Origin of the sequence: Streptomyces sp. NBC_01224 (assembly GCF_036002945.1) — a bacterium.
In the GTDB taxonomy this organism is placed as follows: domain Bacteria; phylum Actinomycetota; class Actinomycetes; order Streptomycetales; family Streptomycetaceae; genus Streptomyces.
In genome coordinates, this window is record NZ_CP108529.1 from 1,986,239 (window position 1) to 2,006,608 (window position 20,370).

Sequence of the window (20,370 nt, forward strand, 5' to 3'; positions counted from 1 at the left end):
GCGGACATGAGCACGCGTGCGGACGCTGATACGGGCACGGGCGCTGATACGGGCAGGGACGCTGGTACCGGCACGGACGCGCCAGGGCCGCGCGCCGACGTACGGTCCGGTGTGCGGCGGGCGTCGGCGTTCCTCGCCCGGCGTTCGCTGAAGGCCCATCGCAGGGCCTGGGCCGCGGTGTTCGCGGCGACGACCGCCGCGGCCACGCTGATCGGCGCGTTCGCCTTCGTCGTCGGTTCGCTGCTGCTGGCGCAGCCTCCGGTGGACCGGTATGCCGGGGCCGACGCGGTGGTGGCGGCCGACCAGCAGGTGACGTATACGGCGAAGCCGTGGGGCAGCAAGCCGCAGACGGCGAAGACGTATCTGCCGGAGCGGGTCCGTCTCGACCGCTCCGCGGTGGCGAAGGCGGCTGCCGCCGACGGGGTCGCGAAGGCCGTCGCGGACGATTCGGTCCCGGTGGCCGTGGGCGGCGGGACCGGGGGCGGTCCCGCTTCGGGCGTCGGCCGTTCCTGGGAATCCGCCGCGCTCACCCCGTACCGGCTGACGGACGGACACGCGCCGCGCACGCCCACCGAAGTGGTCGTCGACAGCGCGCTGGCGGCCGCCGTCGGGAGCAAGCCCGGCAGCCATGTGACATTGCAGGTCGACGGGGCCCCCCGCCCGTACACCGTCAGCGGTGTCGCCGACACCCGGCATCGGGGCGCCGCCCCAGCCGTCTTCTTCACCGGGCAGCGGCTGACCGCCCTGGCCGGACACCCCGGCACGGTCGACGCCATCGGCATCATTGCCGAGAAGGGCGTCTCGGCCGACGCGCTGCGGGCGTCACTGGACGACGCGCTGCCCGACCGCGCGCACGGCGACCGCGAGATCCGGGTCCTCACCGGCTCGGAGCGCGGGCAGGCCGAGTACGTCGACGCGCTCGGCGCACGGGGCGATCTCCTTCCGCTGCTCGCCTCCATCGCGGGAACGGTCCTCATGGTGGCGCTCCTGGTGATCGCCACCACCCTCTCCCAGGCGGTCCACCAGCGCTCCGGCGAACTGGCGCTACTGCGCGCGGTCGGGGCGACGCCACGGCAGCTCAGGTCGGCCGTCGGCCGTGAGGTGAGCCGGGTGGCCGGCGCCGCCGCGGTGCTGGGCGGGATCGCAGCCGTACCGCTGGGGCTGCTGATGCGGTCGCTCCTGACCACGGACCCGCTGCCGCTGCCCGTCCCGGTGTGGCTGCCGTTCGCCGCGGGCGCCACGGCCGCGGCGCTCGTCTCACTGGCGGCCCGTCCGGTGTCGATGCTCGCGGCCAGGTCCATCACCCGGCTGCGGCCCGCCGCCGCGCTGGGAGCGGCCCGAGCGCCCGAGCCGAGCGAGCCGGGCCGGCTGCGTACGGTCTGCGGTGCGGTGCTGGCGGTCGCGGGCGTCGGTTCAGCGGGCGCGGCGACGGCGCAGGGCGGGCAGGCCGCCGCGATGGCCGCCTCCGGCGCGGCGACCTCGCTGATCATCGCGGTGGCGCTGCTCGGTCCGTGGATCGCTCGGGTGGCGATGCGGGTGCTCGGTGCACCGGCACGGCGTGCGGGCGGGGTCTCCGGGTTCCTGGCCGCGAAGTCCGCCGCCGCGCACCATCGGCGGCTCGGTGCGGCGATCACCCCGATCGTGCTGGTCGTGGCGTTCGTCTGCGTACAGCTGGCGGCCAACTCGACGCTGGAGCGGGCCGCCGACCGGCAGGCCGCCGCCGCGCTCCGGGCGGACCTGGTGGCGACGGGCCCGGCCGCCGGGCTGCCGTCCGCCGCCGCGCAGGCGGTGCGCAAGGCTCCCGGGGTCGCTGCGGCGACCGGTGTGCTGCGCTCCGGCGTCGTCCTCGCGCATCGTGAGATGGGTGATCCGAAGCTCGACCGGTTCCCGGTGCTGGGAGTGACGGCGGACCAGCTGTCCGGCACGCTCGATCCGCACGTCACGGCCGGTGATCTGGCGGACCTCACCGGCAGGGGCACGGTCGCGGTCGGCAAGGACCGGGCCGCCGACCTCGACATCGGCACCGGCGACACGGTGAAGCTCCGCCTCGGTGACGGTACGGAGGTGCGGCTCCGTGTGGTGGCGCTCTACGAACGGGCCCTGGGACTGGGCGAGTTCATGCTGCCGCGCGAGGCCCTGACCGGGCATGTCTCGGCGCCGCACGACCGGCAGATCCTGATCCGGTCGGAGCACGGAGGGGCGGCTTCGGCCTCTGCGGTACGGCGCGCCCTTGCCCCGTACGCCGGCGTGCGGGTCCGTACCGCGACGGCGGACGACGTACGGATCGCCCCGTCGACGTCGGACGAGGACAACGCCCTGATCATCATCGGTGTCGGGGTGATCGGAGGCTTCGCGCTGCTCGCGGTGATCAGCACGCTGTCCCTCATCACGGTGGGCCGTCGCCCGGAGTTCCGCCTGCTGCGGATGGTCGGCGCGGGCCGTCGCCAGGTGAGGCGGACGCTGGTCCTGGAAACGGGACTGGTGGCGGTGACGGGCCTGGTGATCGGCACGCTGGTGGCGGCCGTCCCGCTGGTGGCGTTCGCGGTGTCGACGGCCGGTTCGGCACCGTATCTGCCGCCGGTGCAGTACGGGGTGCTGGTGCTGGCCGTGACGGTGGCGGCAGGTGCGGGGGCGATGTGGCCGGGGTCGTCCGGCGGCCGGTTCGTCCTGGGGCGCCGAGTCTGAGCCCATCCGGCGGAAGAGGTCGACGCCCGCCGCCGACGCGCGTCACGGGAGGCGGACGCCCCGCCCCCGGGCGCGCGTCATGGTGCGGTGGGCAGCGGCAGTGCCCCTTCCCGTACCGCCGCCGCGGCCAACGCGTCGAGCACCGGAGCGATCAGCGGATGGCCCTCCGCCCCGTGCCGCACCGCGGCGAAGACCCGGCGGGTCGGGGCGCTGCCCTCCACCGGCCGCACCACCACCCCCGTCAGCTCCATCCCCCGCAACGCCGACCGCGGCACCAGCGCCACCCCGGCACCCGCGCCGGCCAGCGCGACCACCGCGCGGAAGTCGTCCGAGGAGTGCTCCAGCCTCGGCTGGAACCCGGCGAACTCGCAGGCCAGGACCACCACGTCATGGCACGGATTGCCGGGGTACGGGCCGATCCACTGGTCCTTCTCCAGGTCGGCGATCGCCACCTGTTCCTGACCGGCCAGCCGATGATCCACCGGCAGCACCGCGTCGAACGGCTCCGAGTACAGCGGTACCCGGGTAAGCCGACGGTCGTCCTCTCCCGGCGCGCCCCGGTATTCGACGGCGACCGCGACATCCACCTGCCGGTCCAGCACCATCGGCACGCTCGCATCGCCCTCGGCGTCCTGGACGCGGACCCGGATGCCGGGCGCGGTGAGCGTCAGTTCGGCGATCGCTGGGGCGAGGACCAGGCCGATGCCGGTGGCGAACGCGGCGACCGTGACCGTACCGGCGTCACCGGCGCTGTACGCGGCGAGCTCCGCCTCGGCCCGTTCCAGCTGGGCCAGCACCGCATTGGTGTGGGTCAGCAGGATCTCCCCGGCGGGGGTGAGCCGGGCGCCGCGCGCGTTGCGTTCGACCAGCCGGTGCCCGGTCTCCTGTTCCAGCGCGGCAAGCTGCTGGGAGACCGCGGAGGGCGTGAGGTACAGCGCTGCGGCTGCGGCCGTCACCGTGCGGTGGTCCGCCACCGCACGGAGAATACGCAGCCGCCGTGCATCGATCATGTGACCCATTGTCCCAGGTCACGCAGGGAACCCGGCCGCCCGGGTGAGGCTCCCGGACAAGCACGAAGGCAAAGACGAGGACACGGGCGGGACACCGTGCGGCGCCCCGCCCTCGGGCCGCTACTCCCCCAGCGCGGCCCGCGCGTCGACGAACGCGTCCACGGCGCGGTTCACATCCGCCGTGGAGTGCGCGGCGGAGAGCTGGACACGGATACGGGCCGCGCCCTGCGGAACCACCGGGTAGGAGAACCCGATCACGTACACACCGCGCTCCAGGAGGAGCTCCGCCATCCGGCCTGCCTTCGCCGCGTCCCCGATCATGACGGGGGCGATGGCGTGGTCGCCGGGCAGGACGTCGAAGCCTTCCTCGGTCATCCGGGTACGGAAGAGCGCGGTGTTGGCATTGAGCTGCTCCCGCAGGTCGCCCGCGGCCTCCAGCAGGTCCAGGACCTTGAGCGAGGCCGCCGCGATGACCGGGGCGAGCGAGTTGGAGAAGAGGTACGGGCGGGAGCGCTGGCGCAGCAGCGCGACGATCTCGGCGCGGGCCGCGACATAACCGCCGGACGCACCGCCGAGCGCCTTGCCGAGGGTGCCGGTGATGATGTCGACGCGGTCCATCACGTCGTGCAGCTCGGGCGTTCCGCGGCCGCCGGGGCCCACGAAGCCGACGGCGTGCGAGTCGTCGACCATGACCATGGCGTCGTAGCGCTCGGCCAGGTCGCAGATCTCGCGCAGCGGGGCGACGTACCCGTCCATGGAGAAGACGCCGTCGGTGACGACGAGCCGGCGCCGGGCCCCTGACGCCTCCTTCAGCTGCGTCTCCAGGTCGGCCATGTCGCGGTTGGCGTAGCGGAACCGCTTGGCCTTGGAGAGGCGGATGCCGTCAATGATGGAGGCGTGGTTGAGGGCGTCGGAGATGACCGCGTCCTCCGGGCCGAGGACGGTCTCGAAGACACCGCCGTTGGCGTCGAAGCAGGAGGAGTAGAGGATCGTGTCCTCCTGGCCGAGGAACGTGGAGAGCCGCTGCTCCAGCTCCTTGTGGACCTCCTGGGTGCCGCAGATGAAGCGGACCGAGGCCATGCCGTAGCCCCAGCGGTCCAGCGCATCGTGGGCGGCGGCGATCACGTCGGGGTGGTCGGCGAGGCCCAGGTAGTTGTTGGCGCAGAAGTTGAGCACCTCACCGGGGCGGCCGCCCGCGGTGACGGCGACGGTCGCGGACTGCGGGGTGCCGATCACGCGCTCGGGCTTGTGCAGTCCGGCGGCTTCGATCTCGTCGAGGGTGGTGCGCATGTCGTCGCGTACGGAGTCGAACATGAGGGGTGTCTCCCAGCTGTCTACGGGGGCGTCGGGTCAGGAGGTCCAGTCGAGGATGACCTTGCCGCCGCGGCCGCTCGCCGCGTCGTCGAAGGCTGCTTCGAAGTCTCGGTAGCCGTACCGGCCGGTGATCACGGGGGCGAGGTCGAGGCCGCCCTCCAGCAGTACGGACATGGCGTACCAGGTCTCGTACATCTCGCGGCCGTAAATGCCCTTGATGGTGATCATCGAGGTGACGATGCGGGACCAGTCGACGGCGAATTCCTCGGACGGCAGTCCGAGCATGGCGATCCGGCCGCCGTGCGTCATGTTCTCGATCATGTGGCGCATCGCCTCGGGCCGCCCGGACATCTCCAGGCCGACGTCGAAGCCCTCGCGCAGTCCGAGGCGCTTCTGCCCTTCGAAGATGGTCTCCTCGCTGACGTTGAGGGCGAGGCTGACGCCGATCTTCCGGGCCAGTTCCAGCCGGGGCTCGCTGACGTCGGTGATGACGACGTGACGGGCGCCGGCGTGCCGGGCGACGGCGGCGGCCATGATGCCGATCGGTCCGGCGCCGGTGATCAGTACGTCCTCGCCGACCAGCGGGAACGAGAGCGCGGTGTGCACGGCGTTGCCGAACGGGTCGAAGATCGCGGCGACGTCGAGGTCGACGGGGACCCGGTGCACCCAGACATTGGACGCGGGCAGGGCGACGTACTCGGCGAACGCCCCGTCCCGGCCGACGCCGAGCCCGAGCGTGGAGCGGCACAGGTGGCGGCGGCCTGCCAGACAGTTGCGGCACTTCCCGCACACGAGGTGGCCCTCGCCGCTGACCAGGTCACCGATGTTGATGTCGACGACATCGGCGCCGATCTCCGCGATTTCGCCGACGAACTCGTGGCCGAGGACGAGCGGGGTCTTCACGGCCTGCTGCGCCCAGCCGTCGTAGTTCCGGATGTGCAGATCGGTGCCGCAGATGCCGGTGCGGAGCACCTTGATCAGTACGTCCGAGGGGCCGATCTCCGGCTCGGGCACGTCCATCAGCCAGAGTCCCGGCTCGGCCTTCTGCTTCACGAGTGCCTTCACGGCTGCGGCTCCCTGCGCTGGTACGGCGTTGAGTGCCCCGGGCCGGGGACAGCCTTGAGGAAGCCTGCGGCCCGGGGAAGAAAAGAGGGACGGCATGGCAGCACGCGTCGATCGGCTGCCGCGCACCATCCTCTGCCGTCACGGAGAAATCTGCCGCACCCCGCGCCACAGGTCCATCGAGGTTTTCTTAAGCGCGCCCGCAGCTCCGCTTCATGCCCTCTTGATCTCCGTACGACCGGCCGAGTGGCCGGCCGCCCCTCAAAAGGCGACCGGCCCCCGCGCATGTGTCCGTGATCAGTCGCCGAGCTCCTGCGGCGGGTTGTCGCGGCCCGGTACCTCATTGGGTGCCAGGACGCGGCTGTCGCCCGGGTACGGCTTGGTCCATCCGGTGGATGCGTACCAGGTGATCCGGTTCAGCTGCGCCGGGTTCACCTGGTCCTCGACGGGGTGGGAGCCGCCCGTGCTCTTCGCCTGGATCGCACTCCAGGCCTCCCACTGCGCGGCGATCTCCCGCAGATGGGTGGGCACCTGCGGGCGCTGGGCACCGCTGTCGGCCGCCTTCGCGGCGGCCGCCGAGGCCGGCTTCTTGAGCCCGTAGTCCAGCGGGATCCCGTTGGGCATGCTGGTGTACGGGGTGAAGTCGGGCTTCTTCGTGAACAGGTCACGCATGGGCTCGGCAGCCCGGTCGATCTGGTTCATCGGCTGGGCCCCGAGCATCTGCTCGATGGTCTTCACCACGTTGATCTGGGTGTAGTACGTGGAGGTGACGGCGCCCCGCTTGGCGTAGGGGCTGATCACCCAGAGGGGTGCGCGGTGCCCGTCGACGTGGTCGACACCGGCCTGCGAGTCGTCCTGGAGGACGAAGATCGCCGTGTCCTTCCAGAATTTGCTGTGCGAGATCGTGTCGACGACCCGGCCGACGGCGAGGTCGTTGTCGGCGACCATCGCGGTCGGGTAGGGGTCGATGCCGCTGGTGCCGTTGGTGTGGTCCTGCGGCAGCGCCATCATGGTGAAGTTGGCGAGCTTGCCCTTCTTCTCGTACTCCTTGAAGTACCGCTGCCAGATGTCGACCCGGTACTGGTCGGGGATGTCGGTGTCGAAGGTCGGGTAGTCCGGGTGGTTGATCTTGTTGACGGAGGGGACGTCGGAGGTCGAGGGGTAGGCGCCGATGGGGGTGTTGAGTTCCCCGGTCGCCTTGCCCTCCAGCACCTGAGAGTCGTGGTACCACTGCGCCCAGGTGGGCGCGCCGGTCGCCGGGAGGGCGATGTTGCCCGCGTACTCGCTGAAGTTGTCGACGGACTTGCCGGCCCGCTCGACGGTGTTCCAGAGGAACCCGCTGCGCTGGTAGGCGAGGGCGTCATTGCCGAGCGAGGGGTAACTGCGGTACCAGGTACCGAATTCGTGCTCGATGTAGTCGTTGTTGTCGCCCTGGGTAAGCCAGTTGTGGCCGTCGGCGGAGAGCGTACCGACGTCGTAGAAGTTGTCGTTGACGCCGAACTCGTCCGCCAGGGCGTGCTGGTTGGGTGTGACGGTCCGGCCGAACTGGGCCAGGGACGGATCGCTGTCACCCTTGCCGATATCGCCGAGCACCTGGTCGTAGGTGCGGTTCTCCTTGATGATCAGGAAGATGTGCTTGATCTTGGAGGGGCTGCCGAGCTTGGCCGGGATGACCTGCTCGCGGTCGTGCGCCGAGCCATAGGTCTGCTTCCGCTTCAGCAGCTTCGCCCAGTCGTTGTTGATGAAGACCCGGTGGGTGAGTGCCCCGAGCTGTCGTTTGGACGGCATCGGGAAGGTGGTGACGGAGGCGGTGTCGTTGTACGTGTTGTGACCGGTCGCCGTACCACCGTTGTTGGGTCCGGCGCTCGGGCCCTGGCTGTTCTGGCTGGGGGTGCCGCGGGTTCCGATGCCCTTGGCGTTGGTGACGACGACGTCCCCGGTGGCCCGGCTCACGCCCCGTGGTGCCCAGCGCCGTCCAGGCGCGCAAGGACTTCCCACCGGACGGAGGGTGCGAGGTGGCGCCGCAGGTGACCAGCAGCCCGCCGTGCCTGTTCGGGGCGACCGACAGCCCGGACCGGATCGTTCTGCTCGGAGACTCGCACGCCGGGCAGTGGTTCTCCCCGATGCTCGCCCTGGCGGCCGAACGCGGCTGGGCGCTTCAGGAGTTGGTGAAACAGGGGTGCCCGCTGCCGGAACTGCGCGTCACAAACCCACAGTTGGGCCGCGACTACCACGAGTGCGGCACCTGGCGGGCGGACACCCTGGACCGGCTGCGGAAGGGGCCGAAACCTCGCCTGATCGTGATCGCCTCTCTCAACCGCTACACCGATGACCAGCAACTCCTCAGCCATGGCTGGGAGAAGACACTGGAACCGCTGCGCGCGCTCGGGGTGCCGATCGTGTACCTGGAGGACACCCCGGTGCCGGGTACCGACATCCCGGCCTGCGTCTCCGCTCACACCGAGAACCCGGCAGCCTGCGCATACGACCGCGCCTCGGCCCGGTGGCCCGATCCGCTCGCGCGGAGAATCGCGGCCGGCCGACTGCCGGGAGTACGGGCCGTCTCGGTGAACTCGGTGCTGTGCCCGGCAAAGGGGGCGACCTGCCCGGCGGTGCTGGACCGCATCCTGCTGTACCGGGACGACGCCCATTTGACCAATGTCGCTGCCGTGGTCCTGACACCCCGGCTCGAACGGCTCCTCTCGAACGCCGGGGCACTGTCCGATGGCCCCGCGCAGGAGGCCGACGGCTGGGCCCGGATCATGCACGACGACTTCGACGGGCCGGCGGGCAGCCGCCCGTCCGCCGGCCGCTGGAAGTACGACGTCGGCACCTGTTATCCGGGCTGCCCGGCCCCCCGGTGGGGCACCGGGGAGATCGAGACCATGACGGACTCCACCGACAACGTGCGGCTGGACGGCAAGGGTTCACTGGAGATCGTCCCCGTCCGCAGGAACGGTACGTGGTATTCCGGCCGGATCGAGTCCAGGCGGACGGACTTTGCCCCGCCTCCGGGTGGCGCGATGCGGATCGAGGCGTCGATCGCGCTGCCGGATGTCACCGGCGCTGCGGCGGCGGGCTACTGGCCGGCCTTCTGGACCCTGGGTGCGAAGCTGCGCGACGGGTACACGGGGTGGCCGTCCGTCGGCGAACTCGATGTCATGGAGTCCGTCAACGGACGCGACACCGTCTTCGGCAGCATGCACTGCGGCGTCCTCGGGGGCGGCCCCTGCAAGGAACCCGTGGGCCTCACCTCGGGACCGCAACCGTGCTCCGGCTGCCGTGCCGCGTTCCACTCCTACGCGGTCGAGGTCGACTTGAAGGCCGGTGTCGAGGAGGTGCGCTGGTATCTGGACGGGCGGGAGTACCACCGGGTGACCGCTGCCCAGATGGATGCCCGGACCTGGGACCGGGCGGTGCACCACGGGCTGTTCCTGATCCTGAACGTGGCCATGGGCGGCATGCTCCCGACCGCCGACGGCGCCACCGCGGGCCCCGCCACCGAGCCCGGGCACCCGATGCGCATCCAGCACGTCACCGTCTCGACCCGGGAGGGCGCCGGCTCCTGACCCGTCATGCTCCCGCCCGGCGCTTGCGGCCCTTGTAGTAGCTCATCGAGGTGGTGAAGACCGGGTCGGCGCACCCTGCAGGCCGCGCTCTCTCCGCACCTGCCCCCTCCCCCTCATCGTTCTCGGCCTCGCCGCGCTGTCTGCTGCTACAAGCGACTCGTCCGCCTCACCACACAGGACACGGTCCAAGTTTCAGGAGTTCCGCAAGAAGTTCCTGATATGCCGGGCGAGTTGTTGCGGCTGGTCCTCGGGAATGAGGGTGTAGCTGTCGGCGATCTCCACGAGTTCACCCTTGGGCAGCATCTCGGCGAGCCTGCGCCCGTGCTCGGGTGGCATGACCTTGTCCTCGGCCGCCCAGGCCACCAGCGCCGGGCGGTCGAAGTCGCGCAACTTCTCCGCCCACCGCAGGAGTTCGCTCCTGGGCGGCACGCCGAGGACGTACTTCCGCAGATCCCGCCGGATCTCCTTCGACGTCCACAGCGGTCGGAACCACGCGTCCATCACCTCGTGCGGCACCGGACGCTTGCTCATCCACCCCCAGGTCATGGGCAGCCGCCGCATCGGCTTCGCCTTCAGCAGGGAGAAGGCCAATCTCAGCCCGCCGGGCAGTTTCGCAGAGGTGTGGAGGTTGCTCCCGGGCAGCCCCGGCGGAAAGTTGTCGAACGCCTCGCAGGACGTGATGACAAGCCTTCCGATCCGCTGATCCCGCCCGTCCGCAACGAGAGCCTGCGCTCCGCCCCAGTCACTCATCACGAGGGTGACATCGGCGAGATCGAGCGCATCGAGGAACTCCGCGACCAGCCGGGCCACACCGAGGACCGACAGGTCGGCGGCCGGCTTCATGGGCCGACGGTGGCCACCGAGCGGCAAGGTCGGTACAACACATCGGTAATCGGAGCTCAGATCGGCGACGACATGCCGCCAGAGCGAGCCGTCCATGGCCACGCCGTGCAGCAGGACGACGACGGGGCCGTCACCACCGGTGTCCTGGTACTCCACCGGGCCTGCGGACAGTTGGACTTCGGCCGCTTGCGGTGCCGGCGATGTGCGGTGCTGTTCGGTCACGGCGTGTGCACTCTCCTCGGTTTCCGACGGACAGGGTCGTGCGCTGACCCGAACCTACTCCGGCAGCGCACGCCGGAGCACCGCATCCCCGACCCTGCTGAGGAGTGCGAGTGCTGTCGGATCGGACGGACGGTGGGCTGGATTCGGGCGTATGCATGGCGAGAAGCTTGATCACGTGAGCGAGGCCGCCCCGCACGAGGACGGCAGCCGACGAGCACTCCAGCAGTGGCGCAAATTGCCGCATCGTGAAGTTCGTTGGCTCACCATCTGCACCTGCCCGAACGCCCGGCCCGAAGGTGCCGGTGCGACTTCCGCGGTGTCAGGCCAGGGACGCGGCGCGGGTGGGGTCGATGGCGTACTGAAGAGGCTGGTCCTCCGTGAAGCGGCGGAGTTCGTCGAGCACAAGCTGTCCGAGACGGTGACGTTCGGCCCCGAGGGCGCCGCCGAGGTGGGGTGTCAGGACAACGTTGGGAAGGGTGAAGAGTGGCGAGTCACGGGCCGGAGGCTCCGGGTGCGTGACATCGAGTACAGCGGTGAGGTCGGGTCTGGCACGCAGGACCTCCACTGCGGCTCGCTCGTCGATGAGCGCGCCACGCGCGGTGTTGATAAGCGTCGCGCCCGGCCCCAGGGAGTTCAACAGCCGTGCCCCGATCGTGCCGCGGGTCTCAGGCAGGAGTGGTGCGTGAAGACTGACGACGTGGCAGGTGGCAAAGAGCTCCTCGATGCCGACGAGCCGGACGCCCGTCCGCCGGGCGGTGTCTGCGGAGGCGATGGGGTCCGTGGCGAGGATCTCGATGTCGAAGCGGCTGAGGTGGGCCGCGACGAGACGACCGATGTGCCCGAGCCCCATCAAGCCCACGCGTGACCGGTAGGCACCCGGGACCTTGGGATTGTGAGGAAAGCGACGGCTGCTCGCCACCTCCCGGGTGATGCGGTGTACCTGCTTCAGCCCGAGGAGGACCTGGGCGAGGGTGAACTCCGCCACCGGAATGGCGTTGGCCGCGGCCGCGGAGACGATCGGAATACCGCGTGCCCAGAAAGCGGGCGTGGTCAGGTGCCGCACGGAGCCCGCCGCGACGAGGACGGCCTGCAGCTGAGGGGCGCGCGACAAGAAGGCGGCATCGAGGACGGGCGCGCCCCAGCCCGTGAGCAGGACGTCGATCCGTCCCAGCACGTCGGGATCCTCGTCGAGCTGCTGCCGTGTGAGAGGTGGACCCTGCCGGTGCACGAGCCGGTCGATTTCGGCCAGAACCTCGCGGGGATAGACGTCTGCCCTGCGTTCTTCCTCCATGACCAGCAGTGCTGTCGGTCTGGGTGCCGGCTCGTTCATATCGGTTGCACTCCTCAGCTCTTTCGCTGACAGGCCGTCAGCGAATCGACTCGCGCCCCCTGGTCGGGCGTGTGGGGAAATGTCTGACCGGATGTCGAAGATCAGCGCCCCGACAACACACTTGCAGCACGATACATCGGATGACTGAAAAACCCTCAAGTGAAGCTTGAGCCGCCTGGCGTTCGCCGCCCCGGCGGCGGTCACGATCGTGCACCATGTTCGGCGTCCGGTACCTTGCGTGACTGAACTGCCCTCCTTTCAGGCAATACTTCGGGGCACCCACCTCGCTCGCAGGGGCGCCGGACTGCGGGAGTGGCGCACGGAGGCGTATCTGCGCAGATCTCGCGAGCCATCGCGAAATTTTTGTATTCATCGGACTATTGACCGTCGATTCGGTCCCCGTTAGCGTCCCCAGCAAGCGCTTTCCAGGCCAACTGTGATGCGGGAAACGGGAGTTGTCATGAAGAGATCGCGGTGGGTCGGTGCGGGTTTTCTCGCTTCGGCACTGGTCCTCACCAGCTGTACATCCGGGCCTGCGGGAGTGGACGCCAAGCAGGACTCCAAGGCACCGCTCGAGCTATGGGTCAGGACGACACCGGGCGGACCGGGAGAGCAGGGCACGCTCAGAGTCGCTGCCGCCTTCGAGAAGGCCACGGGCTACAAAGTCGAGGTCACGGCCATCTTCGACGACTTCGAGACCAAGCTGCAGCAGCGGGCCGCGCAGAAGAACCTCCCCGACATCGTCATGAACGATGTGACGCAGCTCGGTGCCATGCACAGCCAAGGCCTGCTCCGGGAGATCGATCTGGACAAGGTCAAGAGCAGTAAGCAGGCCGTCGGCCAGGCGCTGGACTCCGGCAAGAGCGTGGACGGTAAGCAGTTCGGCCTGCCGTACTCGGCGCAGGCGTCCGCGCTGCTCATCCGCAAGGACTGGCGGGAGAAACTGAAGCTCCAGGTCCCGCAGAACTGGGACGACTTTGCCGCGATGGCCGAAGCCTTCACCACCAGGGACCCCGACGGTGACGGCAAGAAGAACACCTTCGGCCTCGCCGCTCCCCTGTCCACCAAGCGCGGATACGCCTCCTGGTACTTCTCCAACTTCCTCTGGGCCGCGGGCGGAGATTTCATCACAGAGACCGGAGACGGCAAGTACAAGCCCGCGATGACCACGAAGCAATCGGTCGAGGCCGTGCAGTGGTTCCGCGGCCTCGGCTGCAAGGACAAGGTCATCCAGCCCGGTGCCGTAACCATGGAAACCCCGCCCACGAATGAGACGTTCGAGGCGGGCCGGACCGGCATGTTCGTCGTCGGCCCGTACCTCATGCCTCGCTTCGATGAAACCCTTGGCAAGGACAAGTACGAGGTCGTGCCGATGCCCAAGGGTCCGAAGGACGCCACCGTGCTTGCCGAGGGCGGCTCCATCTACCTGATGGCGGGCTCCGAGAACCGGGCGGGCCAGGACGCCTTCGCCGACTTCGCCATCTCCACCGAGGGCCAGAAGACCGGGATGCAGGGCGACACCGGCTTCACCGTGCAGCTGCCCGTCAACAAGACGGTGGACATCTCCAAGGTCCGCCCCGACCCCCGCTGGACGACCTACGCCACGGCGTACCAGAACTCCGGGCGGTACGCACCGTCCATCCCGAACTGGACCCCGGTGCGGCAGACGACCGCGGAGACCATCAACGCACTGATGGCCGACTGCGACCTGGACGTCGAGACCAAGTTGGGCGAGCTCGACAAGCAGCTCGCCGACATCCTCAAGGAACAGGGAATCGCCGCGTCATGAGTCTCGACCAGGCGAATCCGGCCGTCTCCTCGGCGGCCGGCCCCGCCACCCGGGCAACGGGCCGCCCGGCCGGCGGGGCCGCTGCCGACCGCCGCAGGCGCAACGGCCGGGCGGGCCGGTGGTGGACGCCGTGGCTGTTCCTGGCCCCGGCACTGCTCCTCTTCCTGTACTTCAAGTTCATCCCCATGGCCAGCGCGCTGACCATGTCCTTCCAGGACGTCCAGCCCTATCTCGGAAACAAGTGGGTCGGCACCGAGAACTACTCCACGGTGCTCCACTCCGACGGCTTCCGCGAGGCCGCGTGGCACACCGTCGTCCTCGCCGCCGGGCAGACGGCCGGCTCGATGGCTCTCGGCCTGGTGCTCGCGCTGCTGATGGAAGGACAGGGCCGCCGACTGGGATTCGTGCGTTCCGCGGCGTTCCTGCCGGTCGTGGTGCCGATCGCGGTCGTCGCCGAGCTATGGCGGATCATGTACCACCCGACCGGGGACGGAATGCTCAACTCCATCCTCGGCCTGGTGGGGCTCGGCCCCTCGGGATTCATCAACGACCCCGACACATCGATGGCCTCCATCATGCTCACCGGCATCTGGCGGGGCGCCCCGTACGACATGATGATCTTCCTCGCCGGGCTTACGAGTGTGGACCGCGGTCTGTACGAGGCGGCGAAGGTCGACGGTGCCTCCAGGCTGCAGCGGGTATGGCATGTGACGGTGCCCGGACTGCGGTCGGTGTTCTCGATCCTGTTCATCCTCGCCGCGATCCGCGGACTGCGCGTGTTCACCGAGGTGTTCCTGCTCACCAACGGCGGGCCCGACGGCTCCACCGAGGTCGTGATGACCCTGATCTACAAGCTCGGGCTGGAGCAGAACCGACTTGGCGTCGGCGCGGCGGGGGCCGTCCTTCTGTTCATCGCGACGCTGATCCTGACAGTCGTCGTCCACCTGTTGCGACGGAGGGAGAGCAAATGAACGCGCCGACCGAGACCGCGCTGGGCCTGACCGAGAGCAGGAGCATGGGCGGGCGGATCCTGAAGGCCGTCACCTACCTGCTGGTCCTGATCGTCTTCGCCGGGCCCTTGATGGCCCTGCTGGTCAGCGCCTTCAGCCACGTCAAGGACCCGACACAGCTGAGCGTCATCCCCTCGGGCCCCACTCTGGACAACTTCAGGATCGCCTTCGACCAGGGCGTGCTCGCGTACCTGCTGAATTCGTTCTTCGTGGTCGGCTTCGGACTGCTGCTCCAGGTGGCTGTCTCCGTCCTGGCCGGATACGCGCTGGCCAGGAAAGTCTTCCCCGGGATGACGCTGGTGCTTGTCGCCATCCTGGCAACGCTGATGCTGCCTGAGGAGATCCTGGCCCTCCCGCTGTCCCTGATCCTCGCCGACCTGCCGATCGTCCACTTCAACCTCATCGGCACCCTGGCCGGAATGATCGTCCCGTTGGGCGCCTGGGGATTCTCCATCCTGGTGATGACCGAGTTCATGAAGGACGTGCCCCGGGAACTCGAAGAGGCCGCTCGTATCGACGGTGCCGGCGACCTGCGCATCTTTGCCCAGATCATCCTGCCGATGTGCAAGCCCGCGCTCGGGGTCATCGGGGTCTTCGGCTTCACCATGATCTGGGACCAGTACCTGCTGCCCCTGCTCGTCTCCACCAACTCCTCCTCCTACACCCTCCCCCTGGCGTTGCGAACCCTGCGGATCGACCCCGCAGTCACTCCCGGAGTGGTGATGGCCGCTTCCCTGCTGGCCCTTCTTCCCTCCGTGATCGTCTTCCTGTTCTTCCAGCGCTCCTTCGTCCACGGTCTGTCCTCCGGCGCCCTGAAGGGCTGACCCGGCAAGCTGTCTGCCGTCAGGACCCCGGTCCCGGAGTGGAGCTGTACCGCGACGCGCTTGCCCGTCCGCACGAGCAGTGCCTGGCCCGCGGGCTGACGCGTCGCGACGGCGCCGCCCACCTGGTGTCGCCCCGCCGACCGGCTGCGCGAGGACGTCCGTCAGCCGGTCTGAATCCCGCCCGCGACCGCCATATCCAGAACCACCCCGCACAACCAGCCCTCCGGTCGCGCCGACCGGAGCACCGACAGCGCACCGAACGCGCCACCGGACGCCGACGACAAGGAGCGATGCCCCCATGACCCCGAGCACTGACACCCCATCGGTGTACCCGTCCGCGCCCGCCGCGCCCTCGGATCCTGCGGTGACCCCGGAGACGACCTGGTTCACCACTGACCGGTTCGGCATGTTCGTCCACTGGGGCCTGTACTCCCTCGCCGCACGGCACGAGTGGGTCAAGAACCGGGAGAAGCTCACCGACGAGCAATACCAGGTCTACTTCGACCACTTCGATCCCGACCGCTACGACCCCGTCCAGTGGGCCAAGGAGGCCAGAGCGGCGGGCATGCGGTACGTCGTCCTGACCACCAAGCACCACGACGGCTTCTGCCTGTGGGACAGCGCCCTCACCGACTACAAGGTCACCAACACCCCGCATGGCCGCGACCTCGTCGGGCCGTTCGTCGAAGCGTGCCGCGCCGAAGGGCTCAAGGTCGGCCTCTACTACTCCCTGATCGACTGGCACCACCCGTCCTTTCCCGTGGACGGCACCCATCCGCAGCGTGACGACGAGGAGTTCAAGGCCGCGACCGCCGACCGCGACATCCGCGACTACCAGCGCTATCTGCACGGCCAGGTCCGTGAACTGCTCACGTCCTTCGGACGCGTCGACTACCTGTTCTTCGACTTCTCGTACGCGGGCCGCAGTTGGTGGGGCGGCAAGGGCCCGCACGACTGGGATTCCCCGAAGCTTCTGGAGACGATCCGCGAACTCCAGCCGCACGTCCTCGTCAATGACAGGACCGGCCTTCCCGGCGACTTCGTCACGCCCGAGCAGTACCAGCCCTCAGGCCCCATGACCAAGGACGGGCAGCCTGTGCTGTGGGAGGCATGCCAGACGCTGAACGGAAGCTGGGGCTACGACCGCGACAACCTCGACTACAAGAGCGCCGACCTGCTGATCCGCATGCTCGTCGACGGGGTGTCCAAGGGCGGCAACCTGCTGCTCAACGTCGGCCCCACCGGCCGCGGCGACCTCGACCCGCGCGCCGTCGCCGTCCTCGGGGAAATCGGCAGGTGGATGGAGCTGCACGAGCGGTCGGTCCACGGCTGCGGCCCGTCCCCGTACACCGCCCCCACCGAGTGCCGGTACACCCAGCGCGGCGACCGGCTCTACGTCCACCTGTTCGCCTGGCCGTTGCGCCATCTGCACCTGCCGGGACTCGCCGGCCGGGTGCGCTACGCCCAGTTGCTGAACGACGCGTCCGAGATCGCCCAGGTCCATATCGACCCGGACCGGCCCGCGCTCAACACCGAGATGGGCGGGCAGCCCGCCGGAACGCTCACGCTCCAGGTCCCCGTCCAGCGCCCCGACACCCCCGTGCCCGTCATCGAGCTGTACCTGGACACTCCGGCCGACCCGGCCGACGGCTGAGACAGGTCCCGGCCCCCGATCCACCACCACACTTACGGAGGCATCATGCAACGACGCACGTTCCTCATGGGTACCGCGGCAGGGGCGGCGCTGGTCGCCGTCCCCACCGACGGTCTCCTGACCGCGAGCGCGACGGCGGCCCCGGCCGCCGTCGGCTCGCTGGACGAGCTCCAGGCCGCGATCGACCATGCACGACCCGGCGACCGGATCATCGTCGCCGACGGCAGATACACCGTCCCGTCGGACAGGCCCGTCACCATCCGGAACAAGCAGGGCACCGAGCGCGCGCCCGTGACGGTCGTCGCCCAGTCCCGCGGCGGCGTCGTCCTCGACGGCGCCCACAGCTTCGTCTTCGACCGGTCCAGCCACATCACCGTCAGCGGCTTCTCCTTCCGTCAGAGCAGCACCTTGGAGATCCCCGAGACCTGCTCGCACATCAGGCTCACCCGCAACGATTTCCAGCTCGCTGACATCGAGGGCGTGCACTGGGTGATGGTGCGTGCGGACGACAGCTCGGTCGACCACAACCACTTCCACGGCAAGAGCACGCTCGGCATCTACCTCGGTGTCGAGGGCGCGGGCACGGAGGAGATGGCCCAGCGCGTCCACATCCACCGGAACTACTTCTCCGACCACAGCTTCACCGGTGACAACGGCGGTGAGCCGATCCGGCTCGGCGTCAGCCCCCGGGCGCTGTCCAGCGCCCACGCGGTCGTGGAGTACAACCTGTTCGAGCGGGCCAACGGCGACCCGGAGGCGATCTCCGTCAAGAGCTCGGACAACGTCATCCGGTACAACACCATTCGCGACAGCTTCGGCGGGATCGTCCTGCGGCACGGAAACCGCAACCGGGTGGACGGCAACCATCTCGTCAGCGGCACGGAAGGCCTGCGGATCTACGGCAACGACCACCTGATCGTCAACAACTACCTCGCCGGACTGTCCGGGCGGGCCCTGGTGATCGGCAGCGGCTCGGAGCGCGACCACCTTCCCGGGGAGCCGGCCGCCGAGCGTCGTGGCAACGACGCACCCGACCGGGTCGTCATCGCGTACAACACCCTGCTGAACAACGGGCAGACGCTCTCCGGAGAGAGCCAACGCCCCCACGAGCCGCGGGACGTGACCGTCGCCGACAACCTGCTCGTCGCGGACTCGGGGGAACTGGTCGCGATGGCGAACACGGTACGTTTCACCTGGTCGGGCAACATCCTGTGGGGTGCGGCCGCCGACGGCAACATCCCGGCCGGTGGCTACACCCGTATCGACCCGAAGCTGCTCACAGGCCCGGACGGCATCGCCCGGCCGGCCCCGGACAGCCCGGTGATCGACGCGGGCACGCTCAGGTGGCCGCCCGTCACCCACGACATCGACGGGGACCCGCGCGGGCGGGCCCGGGACGTGGGCGCCGACGAGTACACGAACAGGCCACCCAGGCGCCGGCCGCTGACCCCGGCCGACGTCGGCCCCTACGCTCGCTGAGCACGTCCACGAGCAGGGACGGCCGGCCCGGTCCGCCGCCGGCCGTCCCCACCGCCGGTCACCCGACGCGTCCGGCCGCAGGGGCCGTACGGCCCGGCCCGGTACGTTCTTGTCGCTACAGGAGGCATCATGCAACGACGCACGTTCCTCAGGAGCACCGCGGTGGCAGCACTCGCCGCCGTGCCCCTCACCACCTCGCTGTCGGGGAGCGCATCGGCGGCCGACATACCGGTCGGCTCCCTGGCCGAACTCCAGAGCGCGATCAACGGCGCCGCACCCGGCGACCGGATCGTCCTGGCCGACGGTACCTACACCGTGCCGTCGGGGGGCGCGATCAACGTCTCCGCCAAGAACGGCACCAGCGCCGCGCAGATCACCATCGTCTCGAAAACCCGCGGCGGTGCCGTGCTGCGCGGCGAACGCAGCTTCGTCTTCAGCAATTCGAGCAACATCACCATCAGTGGCTTCGCCTTCCGGCAGAGCGCCACGATGGAGATCCCGGAGAACTGCTCGGCGATCCGGCTGACCCGCAACGACTTCCAGTTCGCGGACATCGACGGCCTGTACTGGGTCGTCGTACGGGCGAACGACTCGAAGATCGACCGGAACCGTTTCCACGACAAGACCACCGCCGGCATCTTCATCGTCGTCGACGGCCCCGGCTCGACCGCCATGGCCCAGAACCTCCACATCTTCAGGAACCACTTCTCCGACCACAGCTTCACCGGGTCCAACGGCGGTGAGCCGATCCGGCTCGGCGTCAGCGGCCGGGCACTGTCCAGCGCCCACGCGGTCGTGGAGTACAACCTGTTCGAGCGCTGCGACGGCGACCCCGAGGCCATCTCGGTGAAGTCCTCGGACAACACCGTCCGTTACAACACCATCCGCGACAGCCGTGGCGGAATCGTGCTGCGCCACGGCAACCGCTCCACGGTGGAGGGCAACTACGTGATCGGCGGCACCGACGGGGTGCGCCTGTACGGTAACGATCACCTGATCGTCAACAACTACCTCAGCGGACTGTCGTCCCGGGCCCTGGTGATCGGCAGTGGCACCACCCGTGACCACAATTCCGGCGAGACGGCGGATGAAAGGAGGGGAAACGATGCGTGCGACCGCGCGGTGATCGTGCACAACTCCCTGCTCGGCAACTCCAGCACGCTCTCGGGCGAGACCCGGGAGTACGAGCCCCGGGACGTTGTCATCGCCGACAACCTGCTCGTCGGCGACTCCGGCAGCCTCGTCGCGATGGGGACGACCACCGGCTTCACCTGGCAGAGCAACATGGTGTGGGGTGCGGCGTCCAACGGCAATATCCCGGTTGGCGGCTACACCCGGGTCGACCCCCAGCTCCGTCAGGGATCCGACGGGGTACTCCGGCTGTCGGCGGGAAGCCCGGCGATCGGCGCGGCCACGCTGGGCAGCCCGGCCGTGGACGATGACATCGACGGCGACTCGCGCGGCAGCACGCGGGACATCGGTGCCGACGAGTACTCGACTCTGCCCGCCCTCCGCCATCCCCTCACGACTGCGGACGTGGGTCCGAACGCATCGTGAGCGTTCGCTGGTGACGGGGCGC

At 69.4% G+C, this 20,370-nt stretch carries 13 protein-coding genes and 1 pseudogene; 8 read left to right on the top strand and 6 right to left on the bottom strand.

The window, feature by feature from the left end:
* The first annotated feature begins 6 nt into the window (after nt 1–6).
* Nucleotides 7–2,685: an ABC transporter permease gene (locus OG609_RS08315; protein WP_327272217.1), complete on the top strand. Its 2,679-nt coding sequence runs from the start codon at nt 7–9 to the stop codon at nt 2,683–2,685.
* A 77-nt stretch (nt 2,686–2,762) separates the two neighbouring features.
* On the opposite strand, the gene OG609_RS08320 is transcribed toward OG609_RS08315, so the two are convergent.
* From OG609_RS08320 to OG609_RS08335, 4 genes are all read right to left on the bottom strand, one after another.
* On the bottom strand, nt 2,763–3,695 hold the full coding sequence (locus tag OG609_RS08320) for a LysR family transcriptional regulator (protein ID WP_327272218.1): 933 nt from the start codon (nt 3,693–3,695) through the stop codon (nt 2,763–2,765).
* A gap of 120 nt (nt 3,696–3,815) precedes the next feature.
* Nucleotides 3,816–5,009, bottom strand: a complete 1,194-nt coding sequence (locus OG609_RS08325; protein WP_327272219.1) for a glycine C-acetyltransferase — start codon at nt 5,007–5,009, stop codon at nt 3,816–3,818.
* Nucleotides 5,010–5,045: 36 nt separating this feature from the next.
* Complete coding sequence (tdh, locus tag OG609_RS08330) at nt 5,046–6,074, bottom strand: L-threonine 3-dehydrogenase (protein WP_327272220.1); 1,029 nt, start codon at nt 6,072–6,074, stop codon at nt 5,046–5,048.
* A gap of 294 nt (nt 6,075–6,368) precedes the next feature.
* A complete protein-coding gene (locus OG609_RS08335) occupies nt 6,369–8,024 on the bottom strand; it encodes an alkaline phosphatase family protein (RefSeq protein WP_327272221.1) in 1,656 nt (551 codons plus the stop codon).
* Nucleotides 8,025–8,026: 2 nt separating this feature from the next.
* Between OG609_RS08335 and OG609_RS08340 the strand changes: the two are divergent.
* Nucleotides 8,027–9,640 (top strand): annotated as a pseudogene (locus OG609_RS08340) (SGNH hydrolase domain-containing protein); the annotation flags it as partial.
* 192 nt (nt 9,641–9,832) lie between these two features.
* On the opposite strand, the gene OG609_RS08345 reads toward OG609_RS08340, so the two are convergent.
* Together OG609_RS08345 and OG609_RS08350 are read right to left on the bottom strand one after the other, a co-directional pair.
* Entirely contained in the window at nt 9,833–10,705 is an 873-nt protein-coding gene (locus tag OG609_RS08345; protein ID WP_327272223.1) for an alpha/beta fold hydrolase, read from the bottom strand.
* Nucleotides 10,706–11,024: 319 nt separating this feature from the next.
* Entirely contained in the window at nt 11,025–12,035 is a 1,011-nt protein-coding gene (locus OG609_RS08350) for a hydroxyacid dehydrogenase (protein ID WP_327272224.1), read from the bottom strand.
* Nucleotides 12,036–12,495: 460 nt separating this feature from the next.
* Here OG609_RS08350 and OG609_RS08355 point away from each other — a divergent pair, with 460 nt between their 5' ends.
* From OG609_RS08355 to OG609_RS08380, 6 genes are all read left to right on the top strand, one after another.
* Nucleotides 12,496–13,824, top strand: coding sequence for a sugar ABC transporter substrate-binding protein (locus OG609_RS08355; RefSeq protein WP_327272225.1), 1,329 nt, complete (start codon nt 12,496–12,498; stop codon nt 13,822–13,824).
* The gene (locus tag OG609_RS08360; protein ID WP_327272226.1) at nt 13,821–14,795 is read left to right on the top strand and encodes a carbohydrate ABC transporter permease; all 975 of its coding nucleotides are present in this window, start codon (nt 13,821–13,823) and stop codon (nt 14,793–14,795) included. Before OG609_RS08355 ends, OG609_RS08360 begins: the two co-directional genes overlap by 4 nt.
* Nucleotides 14,792–15,658 carry a carbohydrate ABC transporter permease gene (locus OG609_RS08365; protein ID WP_327272227.1) on the top strand — a complete coding sequence of 289 codons (867 nt, stop codon included), beginning with the start codon at nt 14,792–14,794 and terminating at the stop codon, nt 15,656–15,658. The genes OG609_RS08360 and OG609_RS08365 overlap by 4 nt, the downstream gene beginning before the upstream one ends.
* A 298-nt stretch (nt 15,659–15,956) precedes the next feature.
* Nucleotides 15,957–17,312 (top strand): alpha-L-fucosidase, encoded by a 1,356-nt coding sequence (locus tag OG609_RS08370; RefSeq protein ID WP_327272228.1) that lies wholly within the window; start codon nt 15,957–15,959, stop codon nt 17,310–17,312.
* A 45-nt stretch (nt 17,313–17,357) separates the two neighbouring features.
* Nucleotides 17,358–18,791: a polysaccharide lyase 6 family protein gene (locus OG609_RS08375; protein ID WP_327272229.1), complete on the top strand. Its 1,434-nt coding sequence runs from the start codon at nt 17,358–17,360 to the stop codon at nt 18,789–18,791.
* A 129-nt stretch (nt 18,792–18,920) separates the two neighbouring features.
* Complete coding sequence (locus OG609_RS08380) at nt 18,921–20,348, top strand: polysaccharide lyase 6 family protein (protein ID WP_327272230.1); 1,428 nt, start codon at nt 18,921–18,923, stop codon at nt 20,346–20,348.
* The last annotated feature ends 22 nt before the right edge of the window (nt 20,349–20,370 follow it).